This is a genomic window from Arhodomonas sp. KWT (assembly GCF_010993615.1).
In genome coordinates, this window is the sequence record NZ_WNXE01000036.1 from 1 (window position 1) to 24,818 (window position 24,818).

Genomic DNA, 24,818 nt, shown 5'->3' on the forward strand with positions numbered 1-24,818 from the left:
GGAACCGCCGTCGTCTCAAGGAGGCTATCGAGCTCGCGATCTTTCGCGCCACCAGCCTCGATCGCCCGTGCTCGCTGTTGCTCATCGACATGGACCGGTTCAAGCTGGTCAATGACCTGGAAGGGCATGAAGCCGGCGATCGCTTTCTCGTCCAGGTCTCGCGTCTGCTGCGCCGGCACGCAAGCCGTACCGATACCGTCGCCCGGATCGGTTCCGACGAGTTTGCCGTCCTCCTGGAGAACCTCACCGCCGAGCAGGCCCTCGAGCGGGCAGAGGTCATACGGGGCGAGCTTGAAGGCCATGGCTTCCAGCATGGTGGTCGCCAGTACCGCACCTGCGCGAGTATCGGTGTCGCCGGGGTCGAGTCGGGCAGCGGCGGGGCGACGGTCAGCGAGCTGATGGCAAGGGCCGATCAGGCCTGTTTCGTGGCCAAGCAGCACGGCCGCAATCGCGTGCACGCCTACAGTGAGGGTGACCCCGAGCTGGACTACCTCCGGCGCGACCACACCTGGGCACCGCTGATCCGCGAGGCGATCGAGCGCGACCGGCTGTTCCTGTGCTTCCAGCCGATCGTGCGTACCCGCGACGGGCGCATCACGCACTACGAATGCCTGCTACGCATGCGCGACCGCGACGGCAATGTGTGCATGCCCGGGGAGTTCATCCCCGTGGCGGAGCGCACCGGCCTCATACACCGCCTCGACATGTGGGTGGTCGACCGGGCGCTGGATTTTCTTGCCGCCCAGCCGCGCGGCGAACGCGACGTCCGTGTCTCGGTGAACCTCTCCGCCCACGCATTCCTCAACCGCGAGCTCTTCGACCTCCTGGCCCGGCGGCTGGAGATGAGCCGCGTGCCTTCGGACCGCCTGCTCTTCGAGATCACCGAGACCGCGGCGATCGAGAACATGGCGCGCAGCCGCGAGCTGATCGCCCGGCTGCGGGCCCTGGGTTGCCGTTTCGCGCTCGACGACTTCGGCTCGGGGTTCAGTACCTTCAACTACATCAAGCACTTCCCCGTGGACTACCTGAAACTCGACGGCAGCTTCATCGTTAATGTGGCCAACGATCCGGTGGATCAGGCCCTGGTGCGCCACATGATCTCCATCGCGCGCAGTCTCGGTAAGGAAACCATTGCCGAATTCGTCGAGACCGAGGCCGCATTCGAGGCCGTGCGCAAGCTCGGCGTCGATTACGTCCAGGGCCATTATCTCGGCGAGGCCCGCGAGACCCCCATCGCCCGCGTCGAGCTGCCGGGCTATGCCGGGCTCATGCCACCGGACACCGCCGGAGAGCGGCCGGCACCGCCGGGCAGCGGGGCGCGACGGGGGGAGACGGGATGAGTGCGGGGCCTGCCGCACACGACCTCGTCCGCACCCTCGGGGAGTTGCCATCCCCGCCGGAGGTCTACCGTCAGCTGACCGTCGAGCTCGAGCGGCCGGAATGGACGCCGGCACGCATCGCCCGGATCATCGGCGTCGACGCCGGCGTGACCGCTCGCGTGCTGCGCATGGTCAACAGCCCGTACTACGGCGTCGGCCGCGAGGTGGCCACGGTGGAGGAGGCCGTGATGCTCCTCGGTGCGGAGGAGGTCCGCGGCCTCGTGCTGGCCACGTCGGTGGTCGAGAGCTTCCGCGGCGTGCCGCCGGAACTGGTCAACATGGACGACTTTTTCCGGCGCTCGGCCCACGCGGCGGTGACCTGCGCCCGCGTCGCCGTGCGCGCAACCGCACGCATGGACCCGGCGCGGGCGTTCCTCGGCGGGCTGCTGCACGACGTCGGCAGTATCGTCGTATGCCTGATGCTACCCGAGGCGGCGCGCAGCGCACTCCTCCACGAACTCCATGACAGCAGCGACCCGCTGCTTACTATCGAGCGCGCGGTCATGGAGAGCGACGAGGCGGTGGTCGGGGGTGAGCTGCTGACGTCGTGGCGGCTCCCGGAGGCCGTCTCGGCGGCCGTGCGCTGGCACGTACATCCCGAGGGGGCGGAGATCCACGGTGGCCCGGCGGCGATCGTGCATCTCGGCAGCCGCCTGTCCATCGGCTTCAGCGAGGGTATCACCGATGCTGGCGGGATCGTACCGGAGACATCGCCGGCATGGGCGCTCGCGGGGCTGACGCCCCAGAACTGCGAGGGCCTCGTAGACGAGATCGAGAACGCTTATGCGGAGACAGCGGCGCTGCTGCGGTGACCTCGTCCCCGACGCTTGAGTCGGGACACGCCCCGGGCGAGAATAGCGCGCTCACGGAGGAGTGGCCGAGCGGTCGAAGGCGGCGGTCTTGAAAACCGCAGACCCGCAAGGGTCCGGGGGTTCGAATCCCTCCTCCTCCGCCAATACCCCTTTTAAAACAGTTACTTACGGCAAATAAGACAAGCCAACCAAGTAACTGTCCATCATCCCTGAAACGCTTGCTTTCCCTGTCACCACCACCAACAGGAGGTAGGCGCATGTCCACCGAGAAGATTTCCCGCATCCCCGGGCCCACGGAGCCCCCGGCCCTCGACCGTGGGGCGATCCAGAACGTGATGCCAGTCCACATGATCGAGTTCGGGAATTTCCTGGCCGACGGCATCCAGGTTCCGGCCGCCGGGGGGGCGGCCGAGAGTTTCATCCAAGACGCTGCGACCATCGCCCGGTTGCTGCATTGCGTCCGAGACGAAGACCTGGACTGCTTCGATGCCAGTACCATCCAGCACGCCGGCTGGATGATCGCGTGCCTGCTGGATAGCGCCCAGAAGTTGCAGAACGGGCCACGAACGCAGAGCGATCCGCGCGGTGGTGTCGAGGACGAGGAGGGCTGAGCCGTGCCGGAGCACCGCTGCGAAGCACTGACCGCCCGGGGCGGCACCTGCCGGCGGAAGGCGGTCGCGTATCATCCCGTGGGCCGCGGGCGCGAGGTGCTGCTGTGCCGTGAGCACCAGCGCCACGCCCAGGAACGAAGGGTGCGGCTGCGCCGCTGAGCACGAAGGCCCGGCCAAGCGCCGGGCTTTCTTTTAGCCGGCCCGCAGCTTATGCCGCTTCAATGCCTCGATGAACTCTTGCGCCTGGTCTTCGCGGGTGTCGAGTGTTACTTCCTCGCCGCTGGGCAGGGTGAGCTCAATGCGGTGGGTCTGCACGGGCTGCGCGGCGGTGCCCTGGCGCTGCACGGAGCGCGCCGTGCTCTGCTGCTGGCGGTCCGCGCGGGCCTGCTGTTGGGCTTCGCGCTCGCGGGTGCGCGCCTGCTCGATGCGGATCTGCTCGACGCGGCCGAGCTCCTGCAGCGCGCGATTGAGGTCCGCCGCGGCCTGACCGTTGCCCGCTGCCTGCGCCTGGGAGAGCTGTGAGCGGATATCGGCCCGGCGGGCGTCGAGACGCTGGCGCTCAAGCTCGACGTAGCGCCCCTGCAGGCGCAGCAGCTCGCCGCGCACCGAGTCGAGCGTACTCTGCGCGGAGTCCTCCAGACCCTGGAGCTGGTCCCGGGCCTGGCTGATCGAATCGCGCAGGGGCTGGAGCGTCTCGTCGCTGATGTAGCCGAGCTCGCTGACCGACAGCGACGCGATGCGGCGCAAATCCTCCATGCTGCCGGTGGATTCTTCCACAGCCTGCTGCATCGCGCGGAACCGGTCTTCTTGCTCCTGCAGCTCGGCGATGACGGAGCCAACGCCGGTACCGAAGCGTGACGCGGCATTCAGTGCCTGCTGGAATGCCTGGCTAGACTGGACGCCTGCCACTTGCGCTGAGCTCGTCACGTCCCCCCAGCCCGCGGCAATAACCTGCTGGGCATGCGAGAGATCGTCGGCCTGGTCCGTCAGCCGGGACTGGCGCTCCTGGACCTTCTCCAGCGCATCGTTGTACTCCTCGGCGCTGATGCGCCCTGCCTCCCATGCGTCCTTTAGCTTGCGCTCCAGCGCGTCGAGCTCGTCTATGGTGTCCGCCGTGGCGAACTGCGACTGGAAATCGCCGAGGGAGTCGATGGTCTCGTCCGCGGTGGTACGGACCTCGTCGAGGCGCTTCGCTACCGCCGCCAGCCCCTCATCGAGCTTGTCAGCCGAGACCTTGCCCTCGAGGAACATGGAGCGGAGCTGGGTGCGCAGGCGGACTAGGGCGCGGGAGGTGTCGGTTTCGCTGATCCGGCCCGCGATACGGTCGAACTGCTCAATGAACCCGTCCGCGCCCTCCCTGCCGATTTCCTCCATGCGAGCCGCCAGTCGTTTGCCGATCCGCTCCAGGTGCTCGGCGGTTACGTCGCCGGACTCGCGGAGCTTCTCCAGCTCCTCCGCCATGGCCTGTGCGGCGCTGTTGGTCTTTATCTTGTCCAGGGCAGCGACATACGCGGCGGCCAGTTGGGCACTGGTGGCGTTACCGCTTGAGCGGATGGCGCGGAAATTCGCGATCGCCGCTTTGCCCGCCGACGTCATGCCCGATTCAAATCGTTCGGCGTCCGCCCCCATCTCTTCCAGCTTGCGACTGATCAGAGACCCGGACTGATCCGCTTGATCGGCGAGCTCCTGGAACTTCGCCCGGTTTCGGTCGATCAGGTCGTTGAACTGTTCCTGGCTGATTCGCCCCTCGTCGAACGCCTTCTTGAAGGCATTCTCATTGGCGAGCAACTCCGCCTCCTCGCGGGCGTCACGGATCGACTGACGGAACTGGATGTAGGCTTGATTGACCTCGCTGACGCTGCGGCTGGTGTTCGTCCAGGCTTTGTCCGCTTCGGCCGCCTGAGCTTTCAGCCTTGCCGTCGCTGCCCGGGCCTTCTCCAGACTCGCCCTGGCCTTATCCCCGATCTCGCCGATCTTCTCTCCTGCGAGACCGAAAGCCTCAGCGATGTCCCTCCCGTCCTGCTTGAGCGAATCCCAGGTAGCTTTTGTCGCGGCAACCGCAGCATCTGCATTCGTCTTGATCTTCTCGTAGGTCTCATCGGACATGAGCCCGAGCTGACTGAAGGCCCAGGAGACACCCTGAATGACCTTCGACAGCTGAGCGAACGACCCGACTAGAACGGTGGCCACCAACTTGGCCACGCCGCTAAAGACGTTCCAAAGAACGCGGGCACCACGCGTCAAGAGCCCCAGTTGGTTAACGATCGGGCCGGTTTGGCTCTTCAGCCGATCTAAAGCCACTCCTGTACGAGTGAGGACGCCCTGAAGCCCGCCAACTTCGGATATTAAGTTCTTGACGTATTGGACCGCGCCCTGAAACGTATCGCGCAGGCGTTCCCCAAAGCGGGTAATGACTCCGCCCTCGGTCAGGTCGCGGAACGTGTCGGCCAGAGACCTGATCTCGCGTTCAATCGGCCCCATCAGCGGATCGACCAACGTGCGCCGCAGCGCATCCCATGCCGACGACAGCCCGTCGAGCGCGCCTCGCAGGTTGTCGGTGGCCTCGTCGGCCATGTCCTGCGCTGCGCCCTGGGCGTCGTTCAGCGCGGCCACGTACTCGGCGACGCCCGCCTGACCCTGCTCGAGCAGAGTGCGCAGCGCGGGCCCCGCCTCACGGCCGAAGGCGAGCACGGCCTGTTGTGCGGCCGGGCCGGCAGACTCCAGGCCGCCAATCACCTCGGTGAGGTCACTGGTCTGGATGCCGAGATCGGCGAGCTCCCGGCGCGCCTTCGACGCCGGGTCCTGTAGCTGGCTGAGAATGTTGCGGAGCGCGGTGCCCGCACGCTCACCGCGGATGCCAGCCGAGGCCAGCGCATCGAGCACGCCCACGGTCTCCTCGGCGCTCATGCCCATCTGCGCGGCCTGGACGCCGGTCTCGGACAGGGCGCGGCCGAGGGAGCGCACGTCGGTGTTCGCGAGCCGCGCGCCCTGTGCCAGGACGTCGGCGAACCGCCCGGCCTCATCGACGCCTTGCCCCATTGCGCCGAGGGAGTCCGTCACCACGCCGGCGGCTTGCGCTAGCTGCATCCCGCTCGCCTGCGCGAGCTGGAGCACGGAAGGTAGCGTTTCCACGGACTCGGAGGCGGACAGGCCCGCCCGGCCGAGGATCTCCAAGCCCTGCGCCGCCTCGGTGGCGGTGAACTGGGTGGTGGACCCCATCTCCTCGGCGATGGCGCGGAGCTTGTCCAGCTCCTCACCCGTCGCACCGGTGACGGCGCCGATGCGGTCGATCTGCTGCTCGAAGTCGGCGGCGCTGCCCAGCGCGGAACTGAAGAACCGGGACAGGGCCTGCGTGCCGAAGTAGGTCGCCAGCGCCGCACCCACCTGGGTCACCCGGTTGTTGAGCCGGCCGAGACCGGCATTCAGGCCACGCAGCACCCGGGACGCGCGATCCCGGGCACCGATGACCATGTTCACGGCGAAGTTGCGGTCAGCCATGCGACAGATGCTCCCGTTCGGTGGTGGTCACTGGGCCATCGGCACCCTCGGCAGTCGGGAGCCGCGTATGGTTGGCCGTTCGGCCCGGTGCTGCTGACGGCCCTACAGGGTCGAAAATCTCCGAAAAGCCGCGACTCTGCGTACCCGCACGGGCGCTGAGCGGAGGAAGTACCTTGCGGCTACCCCGCCCACCGGAAACCGATCTGCTTACGGTGCCAGTCATTCCTACCTACGCAGGTAGCGCGGTGCGGAGAAACAGCCCCCGTTGCCGCATGGCGTCGCGGTGGGTGTCCGCGGTGTCGGTGCCGCCGAAGCTGACGCGGCCCTCGTTGAACTCGCCGGCGTAGTACAGTGGCGCGGCGACATCACCGCCGCTGGTGTCCACGTCAGCCGCGAGAATCGCGACGGCCGTCTGGACGGACTGAGTGCCGCTCCCGCTATCGACGGGCACGAGCTTGTCGGCACCATCACGGGCCACCACTGTGCCCCGGGCTAGCACGCCTTGGCCGCCGAGAACGGTCTCCTCGCCAGTGCGAATCCCGTCCGTGCTGTAGAGCAACCGATCCGGGGTGTAGGTCTCCGTCGAAAACTCGGGCGTCATTTGCCCCTCCTGCTGTCCAAGTAATTCCCATACGCCCGCGCTTCGAGTACCTGGCGCATGTTCGAGTGGGCATCAACAAGCTGCTCCGCAGTGCAGTCGTGGCCGCACACCCCGAAGCAGGCCACCAACTCATCGAGAAGCGCCCGGCTCGGAACTCTGCCGTCCCCTTCGGCCGCCAGTGCCAGGGCGACCATCCGAACAGGCCCGCGCGCGGTGATGGACAACCGGGGGAAGCGGCGGGTCATTGAGTAGCCGATGAGCCAGCGGCAGGCGAGCTCCGGCACCAGCGCTTGCCCGTCCACGGTCGGCAGCCCGTCCTGGATCGCTGACCGAAGCGTGTCATGATCGAAGAACGGCAGGAGGCCTCGAAGGGAACACCGCCGCTCATGAACGGGCAGGTTCGGGGCGTCCATCATTCCCGGTCACTCCCCTTCGGCGGCGGCTCAACGGTCAGGAAATGGTCCACGGGGTCGGCGTCGAGATCAGGCTCGGGCACGGCGTTGCGCTCGTCAGAGGCGTCAAGGGAAGCGCGCTCGGCCTCATCCAACTTGCGTCCTTCCGTGCGGGCCTCGATCACCTCGCCCTGAAACGGTGCCGGGGGCGGGGTTTCGTCCACCTCCTGCACGTCGAAGCCGGCGGCGCGCATCTCGTCAATCAGCGTCCGCCGCTCGGCCTCTAGGGCGTCGGCCTTCTGGTCGATCTCGGCAATGCGCTGGCGGCGCTGGTCCGCGGGCAGGGCGTCGTCGCGGTACCGGTTCGATGCCTCGATCTCGGCCACCGCAGCCTCGCGGATGCGATCACCGAGTAGCGCGGCCAGCGGTTCCACGGCCGGGGTCCACCCTTCGCGGGCTGGTTCGCGGAACAACTTCTCCACCTCGAAGTCGGCACCGGCTGCCAGGCGGTTCACCTGGCTGCGGACCTCGCGGCGCCCCCGCTCCGCCCACTCGGCTAGGGTGCGATCTAGCTCGGCAATGGCCTCCTCACGAGTCACCGGGGCGGAGCGGATTGCTTCGCGCTCGGCGAGTAGGCGGTCAAGCTCGTCGTCAATGGCCTCGATTCGCTCACGAAGCCCGCGCAGGGCCTTGCCCAATCCCGTGACGGATTCTCGAACCTTACTACCCATTCGTCTCGTCCTCGCGCTTCACGTTCGACGCCAGGCCGTCGCCGAGCCCGACACGAAGCGTTCGGCGCACGGGCTCTGCTATGCCCCGTTCCAGCAGCTCGGCTGCCAGCTCGTCATTGACGTGCCGAACCTCGCGCGCCGGGACCGTCTCGGTCGCGGGCGGGGTGCCGATCCGGCATGTCTTGCGAAACTTCACTCGCATCTGTCCACCTCTGAGTTATGGCGCCGCACGAACATCGCCTTCAGTACCAGCAACCGACCACAGCAATGGAGGCGGCGACACGGGCCGGCGGCGCATTGCCCGTTATGCCGATCATCCCGCGTCGCGCTGATCCGGGACAGGATTTGAAATCGGGGTTTCGCACGCGCGCAGAATCTCACGGAGGTTGCGCGGATCGGCAGGAATGCCGGCAGTACGGGCGGCCAGCTCCAGGAGGTCGCCCTGGTGTTCGGTAAGCTCCCGGCCGCCGCTACGTGCCTCGGCGATGGCGACGGTCTGAGCGTAGATGCTGCCCGCGGGAACCAGCGATTCCCCGAGCTCGAGCAGCGCTCGGCGTCGAAGCTCGAAGCGGACCTCCGCGAGCGCATCCGCTCGGCCCCGCTCGCCGGCGAGCCCCAGGGCCTGCGCGACCGGCTCGCGGTTGAGAACTGCGCGCTCCAGGCCGCACCGGAGCCATAAACGCACGTCCGGCGGTAATGGCTCGGCCGGCGGCGTCTCGAGTAGAGCCAGCAGCCGCTCGGCACTCATCGCCCCGCCGCCCTTGCCCGCTCGCGCATCGCATAGACAACCCGGCCGCGGCGGCTGGCCTTGCGCGGGAGCTTGCGAGGCAAGCCGGCCGCCTTCTTGCGCAGGTATCGGCGACGCCAGCCGGCTCCGGACTTACGCATGATCTCCCTCCGTGTCCTCACTGAGAGCGGTTGTCGGGTAGTCGGCAATTGCCCGGAAAGCCGGCGCCAGGACCCGTGGTACGGCCTCGGGGTCTACCTTGATGCCGTGGACGCTCTCGATCTCCGTGACCAGGCGCTCCGCTGCGTACTGCACTTCAGCGCGGGCCATGGACGCCCAGTTCGCCAAGACCGGTTCGATCTCCTCGACTGGGATCAGGTGACCGAGCTCCCGGTGGTAGGAGAGTTCCTTGGCCTGCGCATCGGCATTCGCTTGGCGGGTCCGGGCCTTGGCGAGCTCACCCTGGGCGTCGCCCCCGCGGCCACCGGCCTCAGCACGAAGTGCCGCGCAGTATGCATACAGCCATTGCAGGTAGGTCCCGCCCTCCGGCAGCTCGCCAGCGGCGACGCGCTGGGCCACTGCCGATTGGCTGACGCCCACGAGCTTGGCGAAGTGCGTTTGTTTGGCTTTGTGATCGAGGTTGATGACGCTATTAATATCAAACACCTATGGAATACAGTTGACGTTGGTTAGTAGTATTACCCCCCTAAAGGACTGAAAATCTGCGAGAGAATCGCGACTCTGCGCACCCGTATCTTCCGCATCTTCAGGAGGGACCCCGCGATCCGCGCCGCGCCATCGGTCGTACCTGCCAACATCTGAGGCGCAAGCACTCTCACGCTGCACCTCGAGGCGGCGGGTCATCCCGCAACCGATCCAGACAGGCACGGCAGCGCGGGGCGTGATCATCCGTGATGATCTCGCAATGCCCCGCCAACCCGCAGACAGCTAGCAGCCGCCATCCGCCGCGGGCATCTGGTTCGCGATAGACCGCGTGCGCGGTAGAACCGTGGGTAGGGCGCATCCATCCGTGCCACCGCCGGGCGGGGCGGGGGAGTCGAATGACGGTGGCCCTGGTGCTGCAACCCGCCATCACGCCCACCCGGTACCGTCGCAGGTGGGACATCCCTCGCCGTCACAACGAGCGCAAAACCGGGGGGAGTTGGCACGCGGTGGCACGCGATCCACCTTATTGTGGCTCTTGCGTGATTCCCCCTGCGCGTGGGTGGGAGAATCTGCGTTCCATCGCGTGCCAGTCTGTAACCCATTGTTTTGGCGGTCGGAATCTGGCACGCGATGTGTTTCCGATCGCGTTCCACTCGCGTGCCAGTAGGTGGATTCGCGTGCCACTTCATGATCCGCCGCGGTCGCGAGGCGGATACCCTGGTACATCCGGACACGCCGGCCGTTGCGTCGCGGCTGCGTGACGGTGACACCAGCGACAGCAGCCTTCAGGTGTCGGCCGAAGGATTGCTCGGTGCCGGGCTGGCGACGGCCATGCTCGCCGCACCAGTCACACCACTCCTGGTAGAGCTCGCGACACTGGACCTCGGCGCCGGTCTCCACCACACACTCGTCCCGCACGAACGCGCCGATTGGGGAGCCCAGGTCCTGGAGGTCTTGCATCGCCTCGGCGGCCGACCCCGGAACCCGAAACCGGCCGCGCTCGCGTAGCCGGCGATATCCCTCAGCGGCCCAGTTGAGGATGCCGGGAAGCTCCACGAGCAACCGATCGGTGAGACCGTGATCCTCGGCCCCGTACCAGCTCCGGCTCATGATGAGAGGTGTGATGCGAGACGCGAAGGCGCCACTTTCGTCGTGGAGGGCGGGGAGCTCGTTGGTTGCGATCGCCACCCGGGCCTGGAGCTGGGCCGTATAATCCGGCAAGAACTTCCGCGGGACGCTCACATGATCCTCGCCTGATATGGACAGCAGCCGCTCGACGATGGCCTCCTGATCCGCCCGGCCGCCCAATCGCGCATCACTGACCAGGGCCGCGAGCTTGCCGATGAGGGGTTGTAGCCCGAACTCACCGGCGAGCGATCCGAGGGTGGGGCTGGCGACATTGCGGCGCCCGAGCAGGGCAGTGAGCACGCGGAGGATGGTGCCCTTCCCGGATCGTTTCGGCCCGACCAGCATCAGTATCTTTTGCTGGTCGGTCTCGCCGCTGAGGATGTAACCGAACCACTCGGCCAGCGCCTCCACCGCTTCGGGATCTTCCGGCCACAGCGCCGCCAGGAACGCCCGCCACTCCGGGCACTCGGCCTCGGGGTCATGCGCCACCGGCAGTGCGGCCACGGTGAACAGGTCCGGCGTGGCCTCGGTTCGCGTCCCGGTGGTGAGGTCCAATAGCCCATTCGTCACCACCACGGCCCCGCGCGGCGGTGGCTCGCCGGTGCTCATGTAGACCGGCGGCTCCAGCTCATCGGACAGCAGCGCCACGGCCCGCACGGCGTCCAGCACCTCGGAGACCTCGCGGGCGCGGGCGGTGGCGCCATGGCGCTCAAGGAAGTCATAGGCGAGCGCCCGGGTGGCGTCATCGCTGAGCGGCCGATACCCGCCACCGGCGTACTGGTAGGTGACCGCCTGCCATCGGACTAGGCGATGGCGCGCGGTGAGCAGCCGCGCCACGGCGGTGGGTGGCGTAGTGCGGTCGATGGTCGGGGCCGTGACCGGCTCAGTGGATCGGCCCTGTTCGGTTGCGAGCTGATCGAGATGGCGGCGCCCGCTGTCACTGGTGTCCTCAGCCATCCACACCCACCTCCCGGGCCGCGGCCCGGAGCCGGAGCGAGGCAGTGCGCAGCCGCTCGCGGTCAGCATCAGCGAGGCGACGGCCGGCCGCGAGGTCATCGGCGGCGATCGCCACCACCAGGGCCTCGCCGGCGACGGCGGCCAACACGTCCCGCGGCACCCATCGCTCGCGGGGCCGTAGCGGGGCGCGGTCATCGCGGCGGGGCGGGAACAAGTCAGAGAGCTCCAGGCCCAGGGCGGCCACCACGTCCGCGGAGGGACACCCCGCCCAGCAGTGGACCAGGATGGTGGCGTCGTCGGTCTCGCGGACGGACAGCGACGGTGAGCGGTCATCATGCGCCGGGCAGCGGGCGATCCAGCGGCCTGGCCCTAGCTCGCGGACGCGCTCCAGGCGCGGGAGTAGCGTCGCAGCCGGCCAGGCGGTAGACTGTGACGCAGTGCCACTAGCACTGTGCTGACTTGCGCCCGGGCCGCCACCCGGGCGTTTTCGTTTTTGCGGCCCGCTCATGCCGCGGTCTCCTGTGCGTACTGGACCCAGCGCCAGACGGTGGCGACGTGCGTGCCGTAGCGGGCGGCGACCGCCTTAACGGCCAGGTAGCGTTCATCTTCGGCGTTTCGGCGAGCGGGTGCGGGATCACCAGCGGCCTCGGCCTCATACTGTTCGAGGTCCGAGAGCCGCCAGCGGGTAGTGGTCGGGCCTAGTTTGATCGGGGCGGGGAAACGCATCTTCGTTCACCTCATCGCTTTGCGTCGTGCGATGGGGCCAGACTGGCGGGCGGGCGCCGTAGTTAGGAATATGGCGAGCTTGAGACGTAGTTATCTGACCGGCACGCGGCTCAATTTGTCATAGATGGACCGCTTGATCTTGTTGTGTTCGCGCGTATCAATTTCGGCTGCAATCAACATATCCGCTATTATTGCGGCCGCTTTCCAGGTGCTCGTTTGAGAGCGAAGTGCCTCCCGAAACGTTTGTTCCGCGAAAAGCGATACCCATTTTGTAGGACGTGCATTCGGAAGCGGCGGGAGCTCAGCTTTGGCGAAATGTTGCGCATGTCTTTTTAACTGGATCAGCTCATCCAGCTTGTCAGACCATACTTTTTTTTCCCGATCTGTCCTTGGAACACCTTTGTGCAACTGGTCGCTATAGAAATCGAACGCTTCCTCGAAATACTCTGCTAGCTTGCGGTATTTCTTTCGGTCTTGGTGTGCCTCTTTTAGCCCTTCCTCCCATGTGCCATCTGGGTCGCGGGCGCATCTACAGAGCCCCGAAGCGATTACGTTGTAATCAATTCGTTCAGGTTTCGGGAGATCGCGTTGCCCGATTTCCACGCCATAGCGGTCCAAGGTCGATATGACGATTCGCAACGCGTCTTCTCGGTAGAGCATTACTGCGCCTCCCGAATGCCTACCACCTCGCCCGCCGGCTCGCCTTCATTCAGGAACCGGCACCAGTCGGCCATCAGACGCTGCCGCTTCTCTAGCAATGAGCCCCGGCGGTAGGCGCGTTCTACCGCGTTGGGGATAGTGTGCGCTAACGCGGCCTCGGCGACCTCGTGCGCGTAGCTGGTGCGCTCACTGACCCAATCGCGGAAGGTGGAGCGCAGGCCGTGCGGCGTGGCGTCCACGTCCATGCGCCGCATCACCGCCGATATGCTCATGTCGCTGAGCATCCCGCCGCGCACGGCCGGGAACACGTAAGGGGAATCGGCCATGCGGGGGAGGGCGCGGAGTAGGTTCACCGCGTCGGCAGTGAGCGGCACGATATGCTCGCGTTGCGCCTTCATCCGCTCGGCCGGCACCGTCCAGGTGGCGGCGTCGAGGTCCACCTCGTCCCAAGTCGCGCCGCGTACCTCACCACTACGCGCGGCCGTGTAGACGATGAACTCCAGGGCGCGGGCGCTCACGCCCTCACGTTCGCGGAGCGCGGCCAGGAACGCCGGCGCGTCCCGCCAGGGCAGGGCCTTGTGGTGGCGCACCTTCTTGAGTTTGCCAGGGGCGGGCAGGATGGCGTCCAGGTTGCCTTTCCAGCGGGCCGGGTTCTCACCGCTGCGGTAACCCCGTACCGTCGCGTAGTCCATCACCTTCTCAATGCGCCCGCGCAGCCTGGAGGCCGTCTCGGTCTTCGTCTCCCATATCGGTTGCAGTATCTCGACCACGTGCGCCAGTTCGATGTGGTCTACCGGCAGCCGGCCAATGACGGGCGAGGCGTAGGTGTCGAGCGTGGAGCGCCATTGCTTAACATGCTTCGGATTGCGGAACTCGCGTTCTTTGCTGGCGATAAAGCGGGAGGCGCATTGGTCGAAGGTCAGCGTTGCCGCCTGAGCAGCCCTGAGCGCGTCTCTTGCGGCCTGTCGTTCGGCAACCGGGTCCACCCCCTTGCGGGCCTTCGCGCGCATCTCCGCGGCTTCTTCCCGCGCCCGCTTCAGCGATACTTCTGGATAGGGGCCTAGCCCGATGTCCCGGCGCTTGCCACAGACCATTGTTCGGAGTACCCAATACCGTGCGCCCGTGTCCGCGACGCGCAGCAACAGCCCGCCGACGCCGCCGACGGCATGAAGGCCGGGCCTGTCGAGGCGGCGCACCTCCAGGGCGGATAGCTCGCGGGCCTTCTTCGGCATGACCTACCATCCATCCAACAAAAACGTTGACATTGGATGTTACGCCGTGCGACGTTTTGCGGCAAGGGATAGGCAAGACGTTCAGCAGGGACAAAGGGTTACGCGGTTTGATGCGAGGCGATGCGATGCCGTAATGGCTGACTCCTCCTCCGCCATCTCCCCACCTGTTACGGGCACCGGCCGAGCTGATCCCCCGACGGCCAGCGACGTGGACGGTACACACCCGCCGCCCGGCCTGACCGCATCCACGCACGACCGTGAGATGAGACCACGTGCACACAACCCCGTCGCCCGTCATACACGGCGACTGTGCTGCGTGTCACCCGCTGACGTGCCCGGCTAAATGGCCGACCCCCTGTCTGCGGCACCGAAACCAATCAACGGTTTCCCCGTCCCCGGTGTCGAGAAATGCCTGATCGCGGCGCGCCACTGCGCAAGCGGAAAGGTGGCGACCTCCGGCAGTGCCGTGCGCAGCAAACGGGGCCACAGCACACGAAAGGCCTGCTGCCATGCGGCCGGCGCCATCGGCGCGATCTCGTCGCGGAGGTGAAACCGGTACAGTCCGGCACGGTTTGAACGTGAGGGAACGACCGGCCGACCGCTCAGCAGTCCATAACCGACGAACGAGCTGCCGGGCTTCATGCGTGCCAGTATCCGGGTGGCGAGCGAGCCGCCGAGGGCATCGAAGGTGAGGTCGGCCCCGTCCGCGAGACGATCGATCGCGCGATTATCGTTCTGGGACACGGGCGCGATCCCAAGGGCCGACAGCCGGGCCGCGCCACCGGGGGAGCGGAGGATACCGTTCACCTCCGCGGCACCGTCCTGCCGGGCCCAGGTGCCGAGAAGCCCGGCACACGTCGATCCGGCAGCGGTCAGCAGCACGCGTTTGCCCCGGACCGGCCAGCGCCGCAACAACATGGTTGCCGCCAAGGGATTGATGTAGCCGCGCGCGGCGACGACGTCGCCGACGTCCTCCGGTACCGGGACCGCGAGCCGGGGATCGCAGTCCACGAACCGCTGCCAGGTCCCGGCCCCCCGCAAGGGCAGGACGCGCCGTCCGATCAGCCCGGAGTACGCCGGCGACGCGTCGACCACCACGCCCACCCCCTCGTAGCCGGCGACCGCGGGCAGTGCGATCCGGTGCGCGTACGCGCCGGTGACCGGGATCAGATCGGAGGGGTTGACCGGCACGAGCGACATGGCCACACGCAGGGCTCCTTCGGGGCGGGATACCGCGTCCGACTCGACGAGCTCCAGGTTGTCCAGCGGCGGCCCGAACGAGCGGTAGCAGAGCGAGGCGTTCTTCATTGTGGTCCCTGCCGGCGAGGCCTGACCGCGGTGGTCACGGAACGATCCATGGATGAACGCAACGGTAGCAGAGGGCGGAGACGGCTTCATGCACCGGCGGTGCCCGGAGACGCCCGCGCCGCAGTCCCGGGCGTCACTGGCCGCGATGGTCCGCTGTCCGTGCCACCGCACCCGCCGTCCCGTGAGTACGCGGCGGCTTGGCGCGCGTGTGGATCAAGGGGCTCATAAAGCGGGGAGTGAAAACCAGGCGATGCCCGCGCACCCCGCCTGGACCGCGCCGCCCGCGAGCATGGCGGCGGCCAGTCCGTAGCTGCCGCCGCCGGCCGCGGCATACACCGCCCCCAGCACAGCGACGCCAGTGGTTGCACCCACCATTCGTGCAACGTTGATCAGGGAGGCGGCCGTACCGGCGCGGGCCGACGTCACCGCGCCGACCGCGACGCCCATCAGTGGTCCGGTCGCAAGGCCCATGCCGACGCCGGTCAGGGCCAGGGCGAGTTCGGCCGGAACGAGGTTGCCGAGGGGCGCACCGTATCCGATGCCGGGCAGTGCCCCGGCGATGAGAGCGATCCCGGAGCTGATGGCAAGCCGCGTCCCCATACGCCGCACCACCCGCGCGGACAGTGGTGAGACCAGAACGAACAACAGCGCCATCGGCATCAGCGCTATGCCCGCGGCGGCGGCATCCAGACGTCCGGTGCTCTGCCAGGTCAACGGCAGCAGGAAGAGCACACCGTACATCCCGAACGTCATGCCGGCCGTTGCCGTCATGGCGCCGCTAAAGGTTCCGTTGCTGAACAGGTCCAGCGGCACCATGGCGGCATGACCGCGCGAGCGCTCGATGCGCACGAAGATCGCCAGGGCGGCGACGGCCCCGACGGCCGACACGGCGGCGGCTGCGGGCCGCCCCTGCGCCTCGACGGTCGCGAAGACCAGTGCGGCCAGACCACACGCGCCGGCAACCTGGGCGGCGGTGTCGAGCGACCGGCCGGCGGCATCGGCGAACTCCGGCAGCGAGGGCAGGGCGAGGAGCACAGACGCCGCCGTAAGCGGTACGACCACCATGAAGACCGCCGGCCAGCCCAGGCTATCTATGACGACACCGCCGGCGGTGGGGCCCAGCGCCATGGCGAGCCCGTTGCAGGCAGCCCAGATGCCGAGCGCACGGGCCCGACCGGCGGGCTCCGGCCAAACCACCCGGATGATCGCCAGTGATGCCGGGACGAGCAACGCCGCCCCCAGTCCGGCGGTGGCGCGCGCGGCGATCAGGATGCCCAGGGACGGGGCGAGGGCACAGGCGAGAGACGCCGCAGTCAGAACCACGGCACCCGCGAGGAAGATACGCCGGCGCCCCTTGAGATCGCCGAGCAGACCGCCGGAGAGCAGTAGCGCCGCATAGACGACATTGTAGCTGTCGACGACCCACTGCAACGTATCCACCCTGGCCGAGAAATACACGCCGATAGGGCGGACGGCCAGGTTGACCACCGCCGTGTCGACCTGTGCCGCGAGCACAGCCAGACAGAGTGTGACGAGCACCCGCCGGCGCCGGACCGGCACGGCGGGATGAGCACCCGGCCCCGGGGCTTCGATGGAGTCCACCATAAACAGCTGACCTCGGTTGAACGGAGGCGGACAGTGTCGCGGTGATGGTGCCGGTGATGGTTCGCCGCGGGACGAAGCATCGATTCCGGTGACGCGGTACGCTGTCCCCTGCAGAGGGAGGAACACCGATGCCCGAGTCACCCGGCTTCGCCCACGCCGCCTGGCTGATGGCCGACCCGGCCCGGGCCATGATGCTCATGGCCCTGACCGATGGCCGTGCCCGTCCCGCGGGAGAGCTTGCCCGCGCCGCGGGTATTACGCCGCAGACCGCGAGCGTCCATCTGGCACGGCTGCATGCCGGCGGACTCCTGGCGATGGAAACACAGGGACGACACCGCTACTACCGCATGGCGGGCGATCACGTCGCCCAGGCGGTCGAGCAGCTCGCCGCGATACGTCCGCTGCCGCAACCGGCACGCACTGTCGTGGGTCGGAAGGGCCGGCTGCTGCGCCACTGCCGCACCTGCTACGACCATCTGGCCGGCCGGGTCGGCGTGCTCGTCACACGTGCCCTGGTGGACCAGGGCTTCCTCGTCGCGGTGGCGGACAAGCGTTTCGAGGTGAGCCGGAGCGGAGCGACCTGGTTCTCTGCGCTTGGAATTGACGTCGACACGCTCCGGCCCACGCGCCGCGGGATCGCCCGTCAGTGTCTGGACTCCACCGAACGCGAGCATCACCTGGCGGGGCCTCTAGGCCGACGGCTGCTCGAGTCACTGTGTGACCGCGGATGGCTCCGGCGTTCCCGCGAGCCGCGGGTCATACAGGTCACACCGGCGGGACGACAGGCGCTGAAACGGCACCTGGGGGTCGATCCGGAGCGGGCGGCATCCGTGGACGGGGAATAACCGTCAGTGCACCACGGCGGCCGGCGTGTGGCACTGGCCGCGTTCGCGTAGACTGGGTTGCCCGCAGGCCTTTACCACGACGCGACGGTGCCGGACCGTCGGGAGGACGTATGGACTACCGCACGGGCATCGACGCCGTGGCATTCGACCTGGACGGCACCCTGGTCGATTCCCGCCTCGACTTCACGGCCATGCGCCGGGAGCTCGGCTTCCCTGAGGGAATCGGCCTTATCGAGCACATGGAGACGCTGGGCGACGCGGCCGCGGTGGAACGGGCGTGGGCAGTGATCGAGCGGCATGAAATGGCCGGTGCCGAGGCCGCGACCTGGATCCCCGGTGCCCGCGAGTTGCTCGCCGGCCTGCATTCGGCCGGTGTGCCGACGGCCATTCTCACCCGCAATGCCCGCATCACCACCGAGCACATGCACCGGGCGCTGGATATCCCGGTGGACCTGGTGCTAACCCGGGAGGACTGCCAGCCCAAGCCCGACCCCGACGGCCTGCACCGGATTGCCGCGCAACTGGGCGTGCCCACGGCGCGCATGATCTACGTCGGCGATTTCGTCTACGATCTGCAGACCGCCCGCGCCGCCGGCGCCCATGCCTGCCTGCTGCGCAACGAGCGCAACGGCCGTTTCGCGCTCGAGGCCGACCTTATCGTCGATCACCTCGACGAGCTCGCGCTGCATCTCGGCGCGACGCGTTCCGCGGGGTGATGGAGGAGCTGGGGACACTGGAGCGGGAGCTGCACCGGTGCGTACGGCGGCAGTTCCGCGACCGGCTGCTTGTGCTGTTGCATCCGGAATTCCGCGAGATCGGCTACTCCGGGCGGGAGCATAGCCGCGACTCCATCCTTGCAAACCTGAGCGACCGGGAACCGCCCGGTGTTCATGCCGAGGGTTTCCGTTACCAGAGGATCGCGCCGGACGCCGTACTGGTGACCTACCGCGCGGCTCACGTATCGCCGGATGGCCGTCTGAGCCGGCACGCGTTTCGTTCCTCCGTCTGGCTCAGGGAATCCGGATGCTGGCGAATGATCTTTCACCAGGGGACGCCGGCCGGAGACGACATCGGGGATGCAATGTAGCGAAGCGCAAACGGCGGCGGGCCGGGCGCCGCTGTTCGGGAGGGCCACTACACCGATGGTCTTGCGGTTCCTCCGCGACCGGCGATACGCAGGCCGTTGCGGCCGGCGGCCTTGGCGGCGTACAGGGCCTCGTCGGCACGCCGGAGCACTCGCTCCATGTCCTCGCCCGGATGGGCCAGATAGGCGCCGACACTGACGGTCAGCGGCTGCCCGATGGCGCGGGCATCCGACTCGATGCTCGCGCGGATGCGTTCCGCGATCTGACCGAGCACCCGGGCGTCACAGGGCGAGAGTAGAACGAGGAACTCGTCGCCGCCCCAGCGCGCGGCGTGATCGTAGTCACGCAGGCTCGCCTGCAGTAGTCGCGCGACCTCGGTGAGCGCGTGATCGCCGGCGGAGTGACCGAGGCTGTCGTTGAGGGTCTTGAAATGGTCGAGGTCGAGCCAGATCAGTCCGAAATGACTGTGCTGGCGCGCACTACGTGCGACCTCCTCGATGAGGAGCTCCGTCATGCCCCGGCGGTTGATGAGATCGGTGAGCGGGTCGATGCGCGCGAGGTTATGCAGGGCCTCCGTGCGCGCCGCGACCTTGCGCTCCAGCTCTTCGGTCTGGGACCGGATGGCCCCGGCCATGCCGTCGAAGTGCTGGATGAGCCGGCCGATCTCACCCGGCCCGGAGGGTAGCGGGCCCGGGGCCAGGTCCCCCTGACGCACACGCTTCATCGCGCTCTCCAGGGCGCCGATCGGTCCCAGGATCTGTTTCTGAACGGCGAAGTGGAAGACGAGCAGGCTCAGCAGCAGGGCGACGGCAAACACCACCGCCACGGGCGCGAATCGGCTCACCGGCATCAGCGTGTCCAGGTCCAGCAGCGTGACCTCGTACCAGCCTATGGAGGGCAGATAGGCGATCCCGGCGAGGTGACGCTCACCGCTGACCGAGACGAAGTCGGTACGGATCGCGGTCGGCCCGCCGTCCCCTTCACGCAGGGAGGCCATCATGTCCTCGAAGCGTGCCTCGTCCGCCGGGGTGTCGAGGAGCAGGTCGATCGTGTTCTTCTGGCCCTCCGGCTTGACGATGCTCGCGAAATCGATAAGACGTTGATCACGATAGAGCTGGATCGCGCCGTTGTAGTCGACAAACAGGGTCGTGATACCCGGCTGACTGAGATCCACGATGTCCCGCAGGAAGCCCTCGAGCTCCATGCCCGTGCCCACGATTCCGAGGATGCGCCCGTCGTCGGCGCGCAGCAGGACGTCGATCCAGAGTTTGGTGACGCCGAGCTCCTCGTCCGGATTGACGTTGAGGTGGAAGTCCCGCCCCTCCTTGATGAGCCGGTAGAACCAGGCGTCCGACGGATCGTCCGGATCCAGGTGGTAGCGCAGCTCCCGCCCCTCGAATTCGTTCGCGGCGTTGTTGTGATAGTAGGCCCCGGAGTCCCGCAGCGCGACGAAGTAGCTGTTGCTGCGGAAGTTACGGCGAAAGCTCTCCATCTCCTGGAGGGCCTGTTCCTTGAGTGCGGGCTCGTCCGGCTGGAGCGCCCAGCGCCTCAGCACCAGCGAGTCGGCCAGCTGGCGGGCGAGGGCTATCTCACGCTCCAGCGGCTGCAGGAGCCGGGCGCTGTCGTATTGAACCTGGAGCTCGGCGGTCCGCTGTCCCCACTGCTCGATAATGCCCTCGGCGATGCGCTGGAAGGCGACCCAGGCGGCAACGGAGGCCAGCGCGATCAGCGTCGCGGCAAGGAGCAGGAAACGGGTCTTCAGGCTCACGGACTCGCACCCCTGGAGCGAAGCGCTTCGTCAGCGCGTATCACAGAGTGGCGAATATCCGTGCGCCACCCCCCTTCACTGCACATGTACCGGTCCCGGCTGGAGAACGCAAACGGCATGTGACACCGCCCGGCGTGTGCGGCACGGGTTATGTCCGTTCGTGGACGGCCACCGCGGGGGCGGCTTTCCGGATACAGCCTTCCGTGAGCCGGAAGGGCTATAGCCCATCGATCCACGGCCGATATAATGGTCGTCGGGGATCAACTGGACGGGACGGGGGCAATCATATGGCCAAGGCTATGGGCAGCATCGATCAGCGCACTCAGCTGGCGGGACACAACCGCTTCGAGATGCTGCTGTTCAAGATCGGGCGGCGACACTTCGGGATCAACGTGTTCAAGATCCGCGAGGTGATACGCTCACCCCGCGTGACGGTCATGCCGGACTCCCGCCCAGGCGTGCGCGGTATCGCGCACCTGCGGGGGCAGACCATCCCGATCATCGATCTCGCCCAGGCGATCCGCTCCACGGAGCACGGGGACGCCAGCTCGGTGGTGATCACGGAGTACAACCGGACGGTACAGGGCTTCCTCGTCGACGAGGTGGACCGCATCGTCAACGTCAGCTGGGAGGATGTCCTCCCGCCTCCCCAGCACATTGCCGACCGCGGCTACGTTACCGCGGTAACCCGCGTCGACGGTGTCCTCGTGCAGATCCTCGACGTGGAAAAGGTCCTGGCGGAGGTCATGGGCGATCCGGTGCCCCTGGATGTGGACTTCCAGCACAGCACCGCGCCCGCCCAGCGCAACCGCTTGCTGGTGGTGGACGACTCCAGCGTCGCCCGCAACCAGATCCGGCGCACGCTCGAGCCCTCGGGCTGGGACGTGACCGTGGCCAAGAACGGCGAGGAGGCCCTGGAGTGGCTGCACGACACGGACGAGGAAACACTGGCCTCGGTCGCGCTCGTGATCTCCGATATCGAGATGCCCCGCATGGACGGTTACACCCTGACCAGCCGGATCCGATCCGACGAACGCCTGCGCGGTCTGAAGATCCTGCTCCACAGCTCGCTGTCCGGCGTATTCAACCGGGCGATGGTCGAGAAGGTTGGTGCGGACGACTTCCTGGCGAAGTTCGACGCCAGCGAGCTGGGCCGTTACGTGAACGCGATGCTGGAGGAGGGCGAGGGCGTCGCCGGCTGACGACGCCCGCGATCAGAACCGGTACTCGACCCCGGCGGAGAACATCGGGACGTAGCGGAAGCTTTCGAACTGCGTGCTCAGTGCCGCCTCCTCGCGCATACGATCGAGCTGATCGTTGCGGTCGAGGTCCGTGACGCCCTCGAACTTCACGCCCATGTCGAGCTGCAGCCCCAGCCGGCTGTCCTCGCCGAAGTGCTGGTCCCAGCCCAGACCGAGGTAGGGCGTCCAGTCACCGCTGCTGTCGAATCCGTAGCTGGTCGCGTCATGACCGTCGTCCATGCGCGCGCGGCTCTCCTGCCAGCCCCAGTCGGAATTGCCGTAGAAGGCGCCGCCGGTGAGGCGTACGCCGGAGGCGGCGGGGAATTCCCAGTCCACCATCGCCGATGCCCCGAGCCCCTGCCGCCCGGTGGGGACATAGCCCCGCCAGCCGCTGCCCACCGTTGGATCCGTGTCCGTGCTGATTCCGAAACGGACATCCAGCGCCTCGCTCAGCTCGGTGGTGAGCTCGAGCTGCGGGCGCATGGGGCTGTGCCACACGTCACCGGCCGCCGCCGGCCCGGTGGTAGCCGCCAGAATCGCCAATGTCCCCAGTATACCGTTGAGATAACGCATGGCCGGGCCGTTAGTCCTCGGAATCCGGCCCCATTATGACTGAATTTGTCCCCCGAGGCACGTCCTTCCCACGGGAGCGAACGGTCCTGTCGTCGGCGCGACGAAGCCTTATAATCCTCGTATTACGTTTGCATGAAGGTACCCATGACCGTTCCGGTTCAGTCCTGCTGGGTGAGAGAGCGCTTCGCCGCGGCTCGCATGCCGGTCCGCGCCGCGATCCCGGAGGACGCCCCGCTGCATCCCGCCGCCGTGCTCGTGCCACTGGTCGAGCGCCCCGAGGGCCTGCACCTGATCCTCACACGCCGCACGCCCCACCTCCGTGCCCATGCGGGGCAGATCAGTTTTCCGGGCGGACGCATCGAACCGCACGACCCGTCCAGTCTGGCCGCCGCCCTGCGCGAGGCGGAGGAAGAGATCGGTCTGTCGCAGACGTCGGTCGAGCTGCTCGGATCGCTGCCCGAGTATCCCACCGGCACCGGTTTCCGCATCCAGCCCTGGGTAGGACTGGTGGATCCGCAGGCGCACCTGGTACCGGACCCGGTGGAGGTGGACGAGATCTTCGAGGTGCCGCTCCAGTATGTGCTCGACGTGACCAACCACCGCCCACACCCGGTCAGCCACGGCGGACGTCGCTACCGCCTGTGCGCGATCCCGTACCGGGACTACTACATCTGGGGCGCGACCGCGGCGATCCTCCGCGACCTCTACCGCCTGCTTGCCGATTGCCCCGAAGCCCCCGAGACCCCCTGAGGCGCCGCGATACCATGTGCGAGCTGCTGGGCATGAGCGCGAACGTCCCCACCGATATCTGCTTCAGCTTCACCGGACTGATGCAGCGTGGCGGCCTCACCGGGCCCCACCGGGACGGCTGGGGGATCGCCTTTTACGAGGATCGCGGCTGCCGCATCTTCCACGACCCGGCACCGAGCGCGGACTCCGAGGTGGCGAGGCTGATCCAGCGTTACTCCATCAAGAGCCGCAACGTCATCTGCCACATCCGCCAGGGCACCCATGGCCCGGTCACGCTGGAGAACACCCATCCATTCCAGCGTGAGCTCTGGGGCCGGCCCTGGGCATTCGCCCACAACGGGCGCCTGCGGGGCGTGCGTCGCTGGCCCATGCGTCACTACCGGCCCATTGGCAACACGGACAGCGAGTACGCCTTCTGCTGGCTGCTCGGCGAGCTCAGGGAGCGGTTCCCGCGGCCGCCGCGGCGGCGGGAGACGGCCTGGCGCTACCTGCGCCAGCTGTGTGCACGCCTGCAGGAGCAGGGCACATTCAATATGCTGCTCTCGGACGGCCAGGTGCTCCACACCTACTGCTCGACACATCTGCATTGGCTGACGCGCTGCGCGCCGTTCGGCGAGGCGCGGCTGCGGGACGCCGAGGTGTGCGTGGATTTCGCCGAGGTCACCACGCCGGACGATGTGGTGACGGTCATCGCGACCCAGCCACTCACGGACAACGAGGTCTGGAGCCCGATCCGGGCCGGGGAGATGATCGTCTTCGAGGGAGGACGGCCGCGGCGGGTGGAGCCGGGGGCGCGCGGGGCGATCACCCCGCTGCCGCTGCATCATCCCCGCCACGGTGCCGTGACCCGGTAGGGCCTGTCGTCAGCCCTCGCTCAGGAGCCGGCGCAGCTCGATAATGGCTGCATTGGCCCGGGCGATGTAGGAGGCCATGGTGAGCGAATGGTTGGCAAGCAGCCCGAAGCCATCGCCGTTGAGCACTACCGGGCTCCAGACCGGGCGCTGCGACTGCTCCAGCGAGCGGATGATCTGATCCATGCTCGCCTCCGCATTCTTGTCCTCGAGCACCCCGGCGAAATCGACGCGTACCGCGCGCAGAAAGTGCATCAGCGCCCAGGTGCTGCCCCGCGCCTCGTAGAAGACATCGTCGATCTGCAGCCATGGTGTCTCCGCCACCACCGAAGCGCCGCGACCCGGGGTCGCCTGGCGGGCGGCCCGGTCTCCGGCGAGATCGGTGTTGTAGCGGTATTCCCCGACGCTGGCACTCAGGCGCTGTGCGAGGCTGCCCAGACGCTTGTTGACCAGTCCCAGCCATGCGTTGAGGTTGTCGGCACGGGCGTAGAACTGGGTGTCCGCATTGTCCTTGTCGATGAGGCGCGTGAAGTACCGGTCCACCGCGTCGATGCCCTTGCGGTACTCCTTCTCCGAGGCGGGGAACCACCAGGAGTCCGAGGGAAAATTGAACTGCGGCTCGGCGATGGCGAGGTCCGTGTCCTCGGTGGACTGCGAGCGTGAACGGCTCAT

At 67.5% G+C, this 24,818-nt stretch carries 27 protein-coding genes and 1 tRNA gene; 11 read left to right on the top strand and 17 right to left on the bottom strand.

The window, feature by feature from the left end; all coding sequences use genetic code 11:
- From G7A99_RS08300 to G7A99_RS08320, 5 genes are all read left to right on the top strand, one after another.
- On the top strand, positions 1-1,340 hold a 1,340-nt coding region (locus G7A99_RS08300), incomplete at its 5' end, for a bifunctional diguanylate cyclase/phosphodiesterase (protein WP_163139474.1).
- On the top strand, positions 1,337-2,191 hold the full coding sequence (locus G7A99_RS08305) for an HDOD domain-containing protein (RefSeq protein ID WP_163139476.1): 855 nt from the start codon (positions 1,337-1,339) through the stop codon (positions 2,189-2,191). The genes G7A99_RS08300 and G7A99_RS08305, both read left to right, overlap by 4 nt.
- A gap of 55 nt (positions 2,192-2,246) precedes the next feature.
- Positions 2,247-2,334: transfer RNA gene (locus tag G7A99_RS08310), tRNA-Ser, on the top strand.
- Positions 2,335-2,448: 114 nt separating this feature from the next.
- A complete protein-coding gene (locus G7A99_RS08315) occupies positions 2,449-2,802 on the top strand; it encodes a hypothetical protein (RefSeq protein ID WP_163139477.1) in 354 nt (117 codons plus the stop codon).
- A gap of 3 nt (positions 2,803-2,805) precedes the next feature.
- A complete protein-coding gene (locus G7A99_RS08320; RefSeq protein WP_163139478.1) occupies positions 2,806-2,961 on the top strand; it encodes a hypothetical protein in 156 nt (51 codons plus the stop codon).
- Positions 2,962-2,994: 33 nt separating this feature from the next.
- Here G7A99_RS08320 and G7A99_RS08325 read toward each other — a convergent pair whose 3' ends face one another.
- The 14 genes from G7A99_RS08325 to G7A99_RS08390 form a co-directional block, all read right to left on the bottom strand.
- Positions 2,995-6,300 (bottom strand): phage tail tape measure protein, encoded by a 3,306-nt coding sequence (locus G7A99_RS08325; RefSeq protein WP_163139479.1) that lies wholly within the window; start codon positions 6,298-6,300, stop codon positions 2,995-2,997.
- A 229-nt stretch (positions 6,301-6,529) separates the two neighbouring features.
- Positions 6,530-6,901, bottom strand: a complete 372-nt coding sequence (locus tag G7A99_RS08330; protein ID WP_163139480.1) for a head decoration protein — start codon at positions 6,899-6,901, stop codon at positions 6,530-6,532.
- Positions 6,898-7,317, bottom strand: a complete 420-nt coding sequence (locus G7A99_RS08335) for a hypothetical protein (RefSeq protein WP_163139481.1) — start codon at positions 7,315-7,317, stop codon at positions 6,898-6,900. Before G7A99_RS08335 ends, G7A99_RS08330 begins: the two co-directional genes overlap by 4 nt.
- Positions 7,314-7,991: a hypothetical protein gene (locus G7A99_RS08340; protein ID WP_163139483.1), complete on the bottom strand. Its 678-nt coding sequence runs from the start codon at positions 7,989-7,991 to the stop codon at positions 7,314-7,316. Before G7A99_RS08340 ends, G7A99_RS08335 begins: the two co-directional genes overlap by 4 nt.
- A gap of 25 nt (positions 7,992-8,016) precedes the next feature.
- A complete protein-coding gene (locus G7A99_RS08345) occupies positions 8,017-8,220 on the bottom strand; it encodes a hypothetical protein (RefSeq protein WP_163139485.1) in 204 nt (67 codons plus the stop codon).
- 117 nt (positions 8,221-8,337) lie between these two features.
- On the bottom strand, positions 8,338-8,772 hold the full coding sequence (locus tag G7A99_RS08350; RefSeq protein ID WP_163139487.1) for a hypothetical protein: 435 nt from the start codon (positions 8,770-8,772) through the stop codon (positions 8,338-8,340).
- Positions 8,773-8,904: 132 nt separating this feature from the next.
- Complete coding sequence (locus G7A99_RS08355; RefSeq protein ID WP_163139489.1) at positions 8,905-9,417, bottom strand: hypothetical protein; 513 nt, start codon at positions 9,415-9,417, stop codon at positions 8,905-8,907.
- A gap of 426 nt (positions 9,418-9,843) precedes the next feature.
- Complete coding sequence (locus tag G7A99_RS08360; RefSeq protein ID WP_163139491.1) at positions 9,844-11,502, bottom strand: phage/plasmid primase, P4 family; 1,659 nt, start codon at positions 11,500-11,502, stop codon at positions 9,844-9,846.
- Positions 11,495-12,010, bottom strand: coding sequence for a hypothetical protein (locus G7A99_RS25335; RefSeq protein WP_240466183.1), 516 nt, complete (start codon positions 12,008-12,010; stop codon positions 11,495-11,497). The genes G7A99_RS08360 and G7A99_RS25335 overlap by 8 nt, the downstream gene beginning before the upstream one ends.
- Positions 12,007-12,228, bottom strand: a complete 222-nt coding sequence (locus G7A99_RS08370; RefSeq protein WP_163139493.1) for an AlpA family transcriptional regulator — start codon at positions 12,226-12,228, stop codon at positions 12,007-12,009. Before G7A99_RS08370 ends, G7A99_RS25335 begins: the two co-directional genes overlap by 4 nt.
- A gap of 90 nt (positions 12,229-12,318) precedes the next feature.
- The gene (locus tag G7A99_RS08375; protein ID WP_163139495.1) at positions 12,319-12,888 is read right to left on the bottom strand and encodes a hypothetical protein; all 570 of its coding nucleotides are present in this window, start codon (positions 12,886-12,888) and stop codon (positions 12,319-12,321) included.
- Positions 12,888-14,120, bottom strand: a complete 1,233-nt coding sequence (locus G7A99_RS08380) for a site-specific integrase (RefSeq protein WP_163139497.1) — start codon at positions 14,118-14,120, stop codon at positions 12,888-12,890. Before G7A99_RS08380 ends, G7A99_RS08375 begins: the two co-directional genes overlap by 1 nt.
- 339 nt (positions 14,121-14,459) lie before the next feature.
- Positions 14,460-15,428 (bottom strand): zinc-dependent alcohol dehydrogenase family protein, encoded by a 969-nt coding sequence (locus G7A99_RS08385; protein ID WP_018716841.1) that lies wholly within the window; start codon positions 15,426-15,428, stop codon positions 14,460-14,462.
- A gap of 222 nt (positions 15,429-15,650) precedes the next feature.
- Positions 15,651-17,033: an MFS transporter gene (locus G7A99_RS08390; RefSeq protein ID WP_205599773.1), complete on the bottom strand. Its 1,383-nt coding sequence runs from the start codon at positions 17,031-17,033 to the stop codon at positions 15,651-15,653.
- A gap of 128 nt (positions 17,034-17,161) precedes the next feature.
- On the opposite strand from G7A99_RS08390, the gene G7A99_RS08395 reads away from it, so the two are divergent.
- From G7A99_RS08395 to G7A99_RS08405, 3 genes are all read left to right on the top strand, one after another.
- Positions 17,162-17,878, top strand: coding sequence for a helix-turn-helix transcriptional regulator (locus tag G7A99_RS08395; protein WP_163139499.1), 717 nt, complete (start codon positions 17,162-17,164; stop codon positions 17,876-17,878).
- 110 nt (positions 17,879-17,988) lie between these two features.
- Complete coding sequence (locus tag G7A99_RS08400; protein ID WP_163139501.1) at positions 17,989-18,594, top strand: HAD family hydrolase; 606 nt, start codon at positions 17,989-17,991, stop codon at positions 18,592-18,594.
- Complete coding sequence (locus tag G7A99_RS08405) at positions 18,594-18,965, top strand: DUF4440 domain-containing protein (RefSeq protein WP_163139515.1); 372 nt, start codon at positions 18,594-18,596, stop codon at positions 18,963-18,965. Before G7A99_RS08400 ends, G7A99_RS08405 begins: the two co-directional genes overlap by 1 nt.
- A gap of 47 nt (positions 18,966-19,012) precedes the next feature.
- On the opposite strand, the gene G7A99_RS08410 is transcribed toward G7A99_RS08405, so the two are convergent.
- Positions 19,013-20,731, bottom strand: coding sequence for a diguanylate cyclase (locus tag G7A99_RS08410; protein ID WP_163139503.1), 1,719 nt, complete (start codon positions 20,729-20,731; stop codon positions 19,013-19,015).
- A gap of 287 nt (positions 20,732-21,018) precedes the next feature.
- Here G7A99_RS08410 and G7A99_RS08415 point away from each other — a divergent pair, with 287 nt between their 5' ends.
- A complete protein-coding gene (locus G7A99_RS08415; RefSeq protein ID WP_163139505.1) occupies positions 21,019-21,933 on the top strand; it encodes a chemotaxis protein in 915 nt (304 codons plus the stop codon).
- A gap of 12 nt (positions 21,934-21,945) precedes the next feature.
- On the opposite strand, the gene G7A99_RS08420 is transcribed toward G7A99_RS08415, so the two are convergent.
- The gene (locus tag G7A99_RS08420) at positions 21,946-22,545 is read right to left on the bottom strand and encodes a hypothetical protein (RefSeq protein ID WP_018716834.1); all 600 of its coding nucleotides are present in this window, start codon (positions 22,543-22,545) and stop codon (positions 21,946-21,948) included.
- Between the two features lie 144 nt (positions 22,546-22,689).
- Here G7A99_RS08420 and G7A99_RS08425 point away from each other — a divergent pair, with 144 nt between their 5' ends.
- Both G7A99_RS08425 and G7A99_RS08430 read left to right on the top strand, forming a co-directional pair.
- Complete coding sequence (locus G7A99_RS08425; RefSeq protein WP_018716833.1) at positions 22,690-23,295, top strand: CoA pyrophosphatase; 606 nt, start codon at positions 22,690-22,692, stop codon at positions 23,293-23,295.
- 14 nt (positions 23,296-23,309) lie between these two features.
- The gene (locus G7A99_RS08430; RefSeq protein ID WP_163139507.1) at positions 23,310-24,149 is read left to right on the top strand and encodes a class II glutamine amidotransferase; all 840 of its coding nucleotides are present in this window, start codon (positions 23,310-23,312) and stop codon (positions 24,147-24,149) included.
- Between the two features lie 9 nt (positions 24,150-24,158).
- Here G7A99_RS08430 and G7A99_RS08435 read toward each other — a convergent pair.
- On the bottom strand, positions 24,159-24,818 hold a 660-nt coding region (locus tag G7A99_RS08435; RefSeq protein ID WP_163139509.1), incomplete at its 5' end, for a DUF2333 family protein.

What these genes read in the sequence shown, in the direction of transcription:
- G7A99_RS08305 (WP_163139476.1), top strand. Translation starts at nt 1,337, where the DNA reads ATGAGTGCGGGGCCTGCCGCACACGACCTCGTCCGCACCCTCGGGGAG.
- G7A99_RS08315 (WP_163139477.1), top strand. Translation starts at nt 2,449, where the DNA reads ATGTCCACCGAGAAGATTTCCCGCATCCCCGGGCCCACGGAGCCCCCG.
- G7A99_RS08325 (WP_163139479.1), bottom strand. Translation starts at nt 6,300, where the DNA reads ATGGCTGACCGCAACTTCGCCGTGAACATGGTCATCGGTGCCCGGGAT.
- G7A99_RS08330 (WP_163139480.1), bottom strand. Translation starts at nt 6,901, where the DNA reads ATGACGCCCGAGTTTTCGACGGAGACCTACACCCCGGATCGGTTGCTC.
- G7A99_RS08335 (WP_163139481.1), bottom strand. Translation starts at nt 7,317, where the DNA reads ATGATGGACGCCCCGAACCTGCCCGTTCATGAGCGGCGGTGTTCCCTT.
- G7A99_RS08350 (WP_163139487.1), bottom strand. Translation starts at nt 8,772, where the DNA reads ATGAGTGCCGAGCGGCTGCTGGCTCTACTCGAGACGCCGCCGGCCGAG.
- G7A99_RS08360 (WP_163139491.1), bottom strand. Translation starts at nt 11,502, where the DNA reads ATGGCTGAGGACACCAGTGACAGCGGGCGCCGCCATCTCGATCAGCTC.
- G7A99_RS25335 (WP_240466183.1), bottom strand. Translation starts at nt 12,010, where the DNA reads ATGAGCGGGCCGCAAAAACGAAAACGCCCGGGTGGCGGCCCGGGCGCA.
- G7A99_RS08370 (WP_163139493.1), bottom strand. Translation starts at nt 12,228, where the DNA reads ATGCGTTTCCCCGCCCCGATCAAACTAGGCCCGACCACTACCCGCTGG.
- G7A99_RS08375 (WP_163139495.1), bottom strand. Translation starts at nt 12,888, where the DNA reads ATGCTCTACCGAGAAGACGCGTTGCGAATCGTCATATCGACCTTGGAC.
- G7A99_RS08380 (WP_163139497.1), bottom strand. Translation starts at nt 14,120, where the DNA reads ATGCCGAAGAAGGCCCGCGAGCTATCCGCCCTGGAGGTGCGCCGCCTC.
- G7A99_RS08385 (WP_018716841.1), bottom strand. Translation starts at nt 15,428, where the DNA reads ATGAAGAACGCCTCGCTCTGCTACCGCTCGTTCGGGCCGCCGCTGGAC.
- G7A99_RS08390 (WP_205599773.1), bottom strand. Translation starts at nt 17,033, where the DNA reads ATGGTGGACTCCATCGAAGCCCCGGGGCCGGGTGCTCATCCCGCCGTG.
- G7A99_RS08395 (WP_163139499.1), top strand. Translation starts at nt 17,162, where the DNA reads ATGCCCGAGTCACCCGGCTTCGCCCACGCCGCCTGGCTGATGGCCGAC.
- G7A99_RS08400 (WP_163139501.1), top strand. Translation starts at nt 17,989, where the DNA reads ATGGACTACCGCACGGGCATCGACGCCGTGGCATTCGACCTGGACGGC.
- G7A99_RS08405 (WP_163139515.1), top strand. Translation starts at nt 18,594, where the DNA reads ATGGAGGAGCTGGGGACACTGGAGCGGGAGCTGCACCGGTGCGTACGG.
- G7A99_RS08415 (WP_163139505.1), top strand. Translation starts at nt 21,019, where the DNA reads ATGGCCAAGGCTATGGGCAGCATCGATCAGCGCACTCAGCTGGCGGGA.
- G7A99_RS08420 (WP_018716834.1), bottom strand. Translation starts at nt 22,545, where the DNA reads ATGCGTTATCTCAACGGTATACTGGGGACATTGGCGATTCTGGCGGCT.
- G7A99_RS08425 (WP_018716833.1), top strand. Translation starts at nt 22,690, where the DNA reads ATGACCGTTCCGGTTCAGTCCTGCTGGGTGAGAGAGCGCTTCGCCGCG.
- G7A99_RS08430 (WP_163139507.1), top strand. Translation starts at nt 23,310, where the DNA reads ATGTGCGAGCTGCTGGGCATGAGCGCGAACGTCCCCACCGATATCTGC.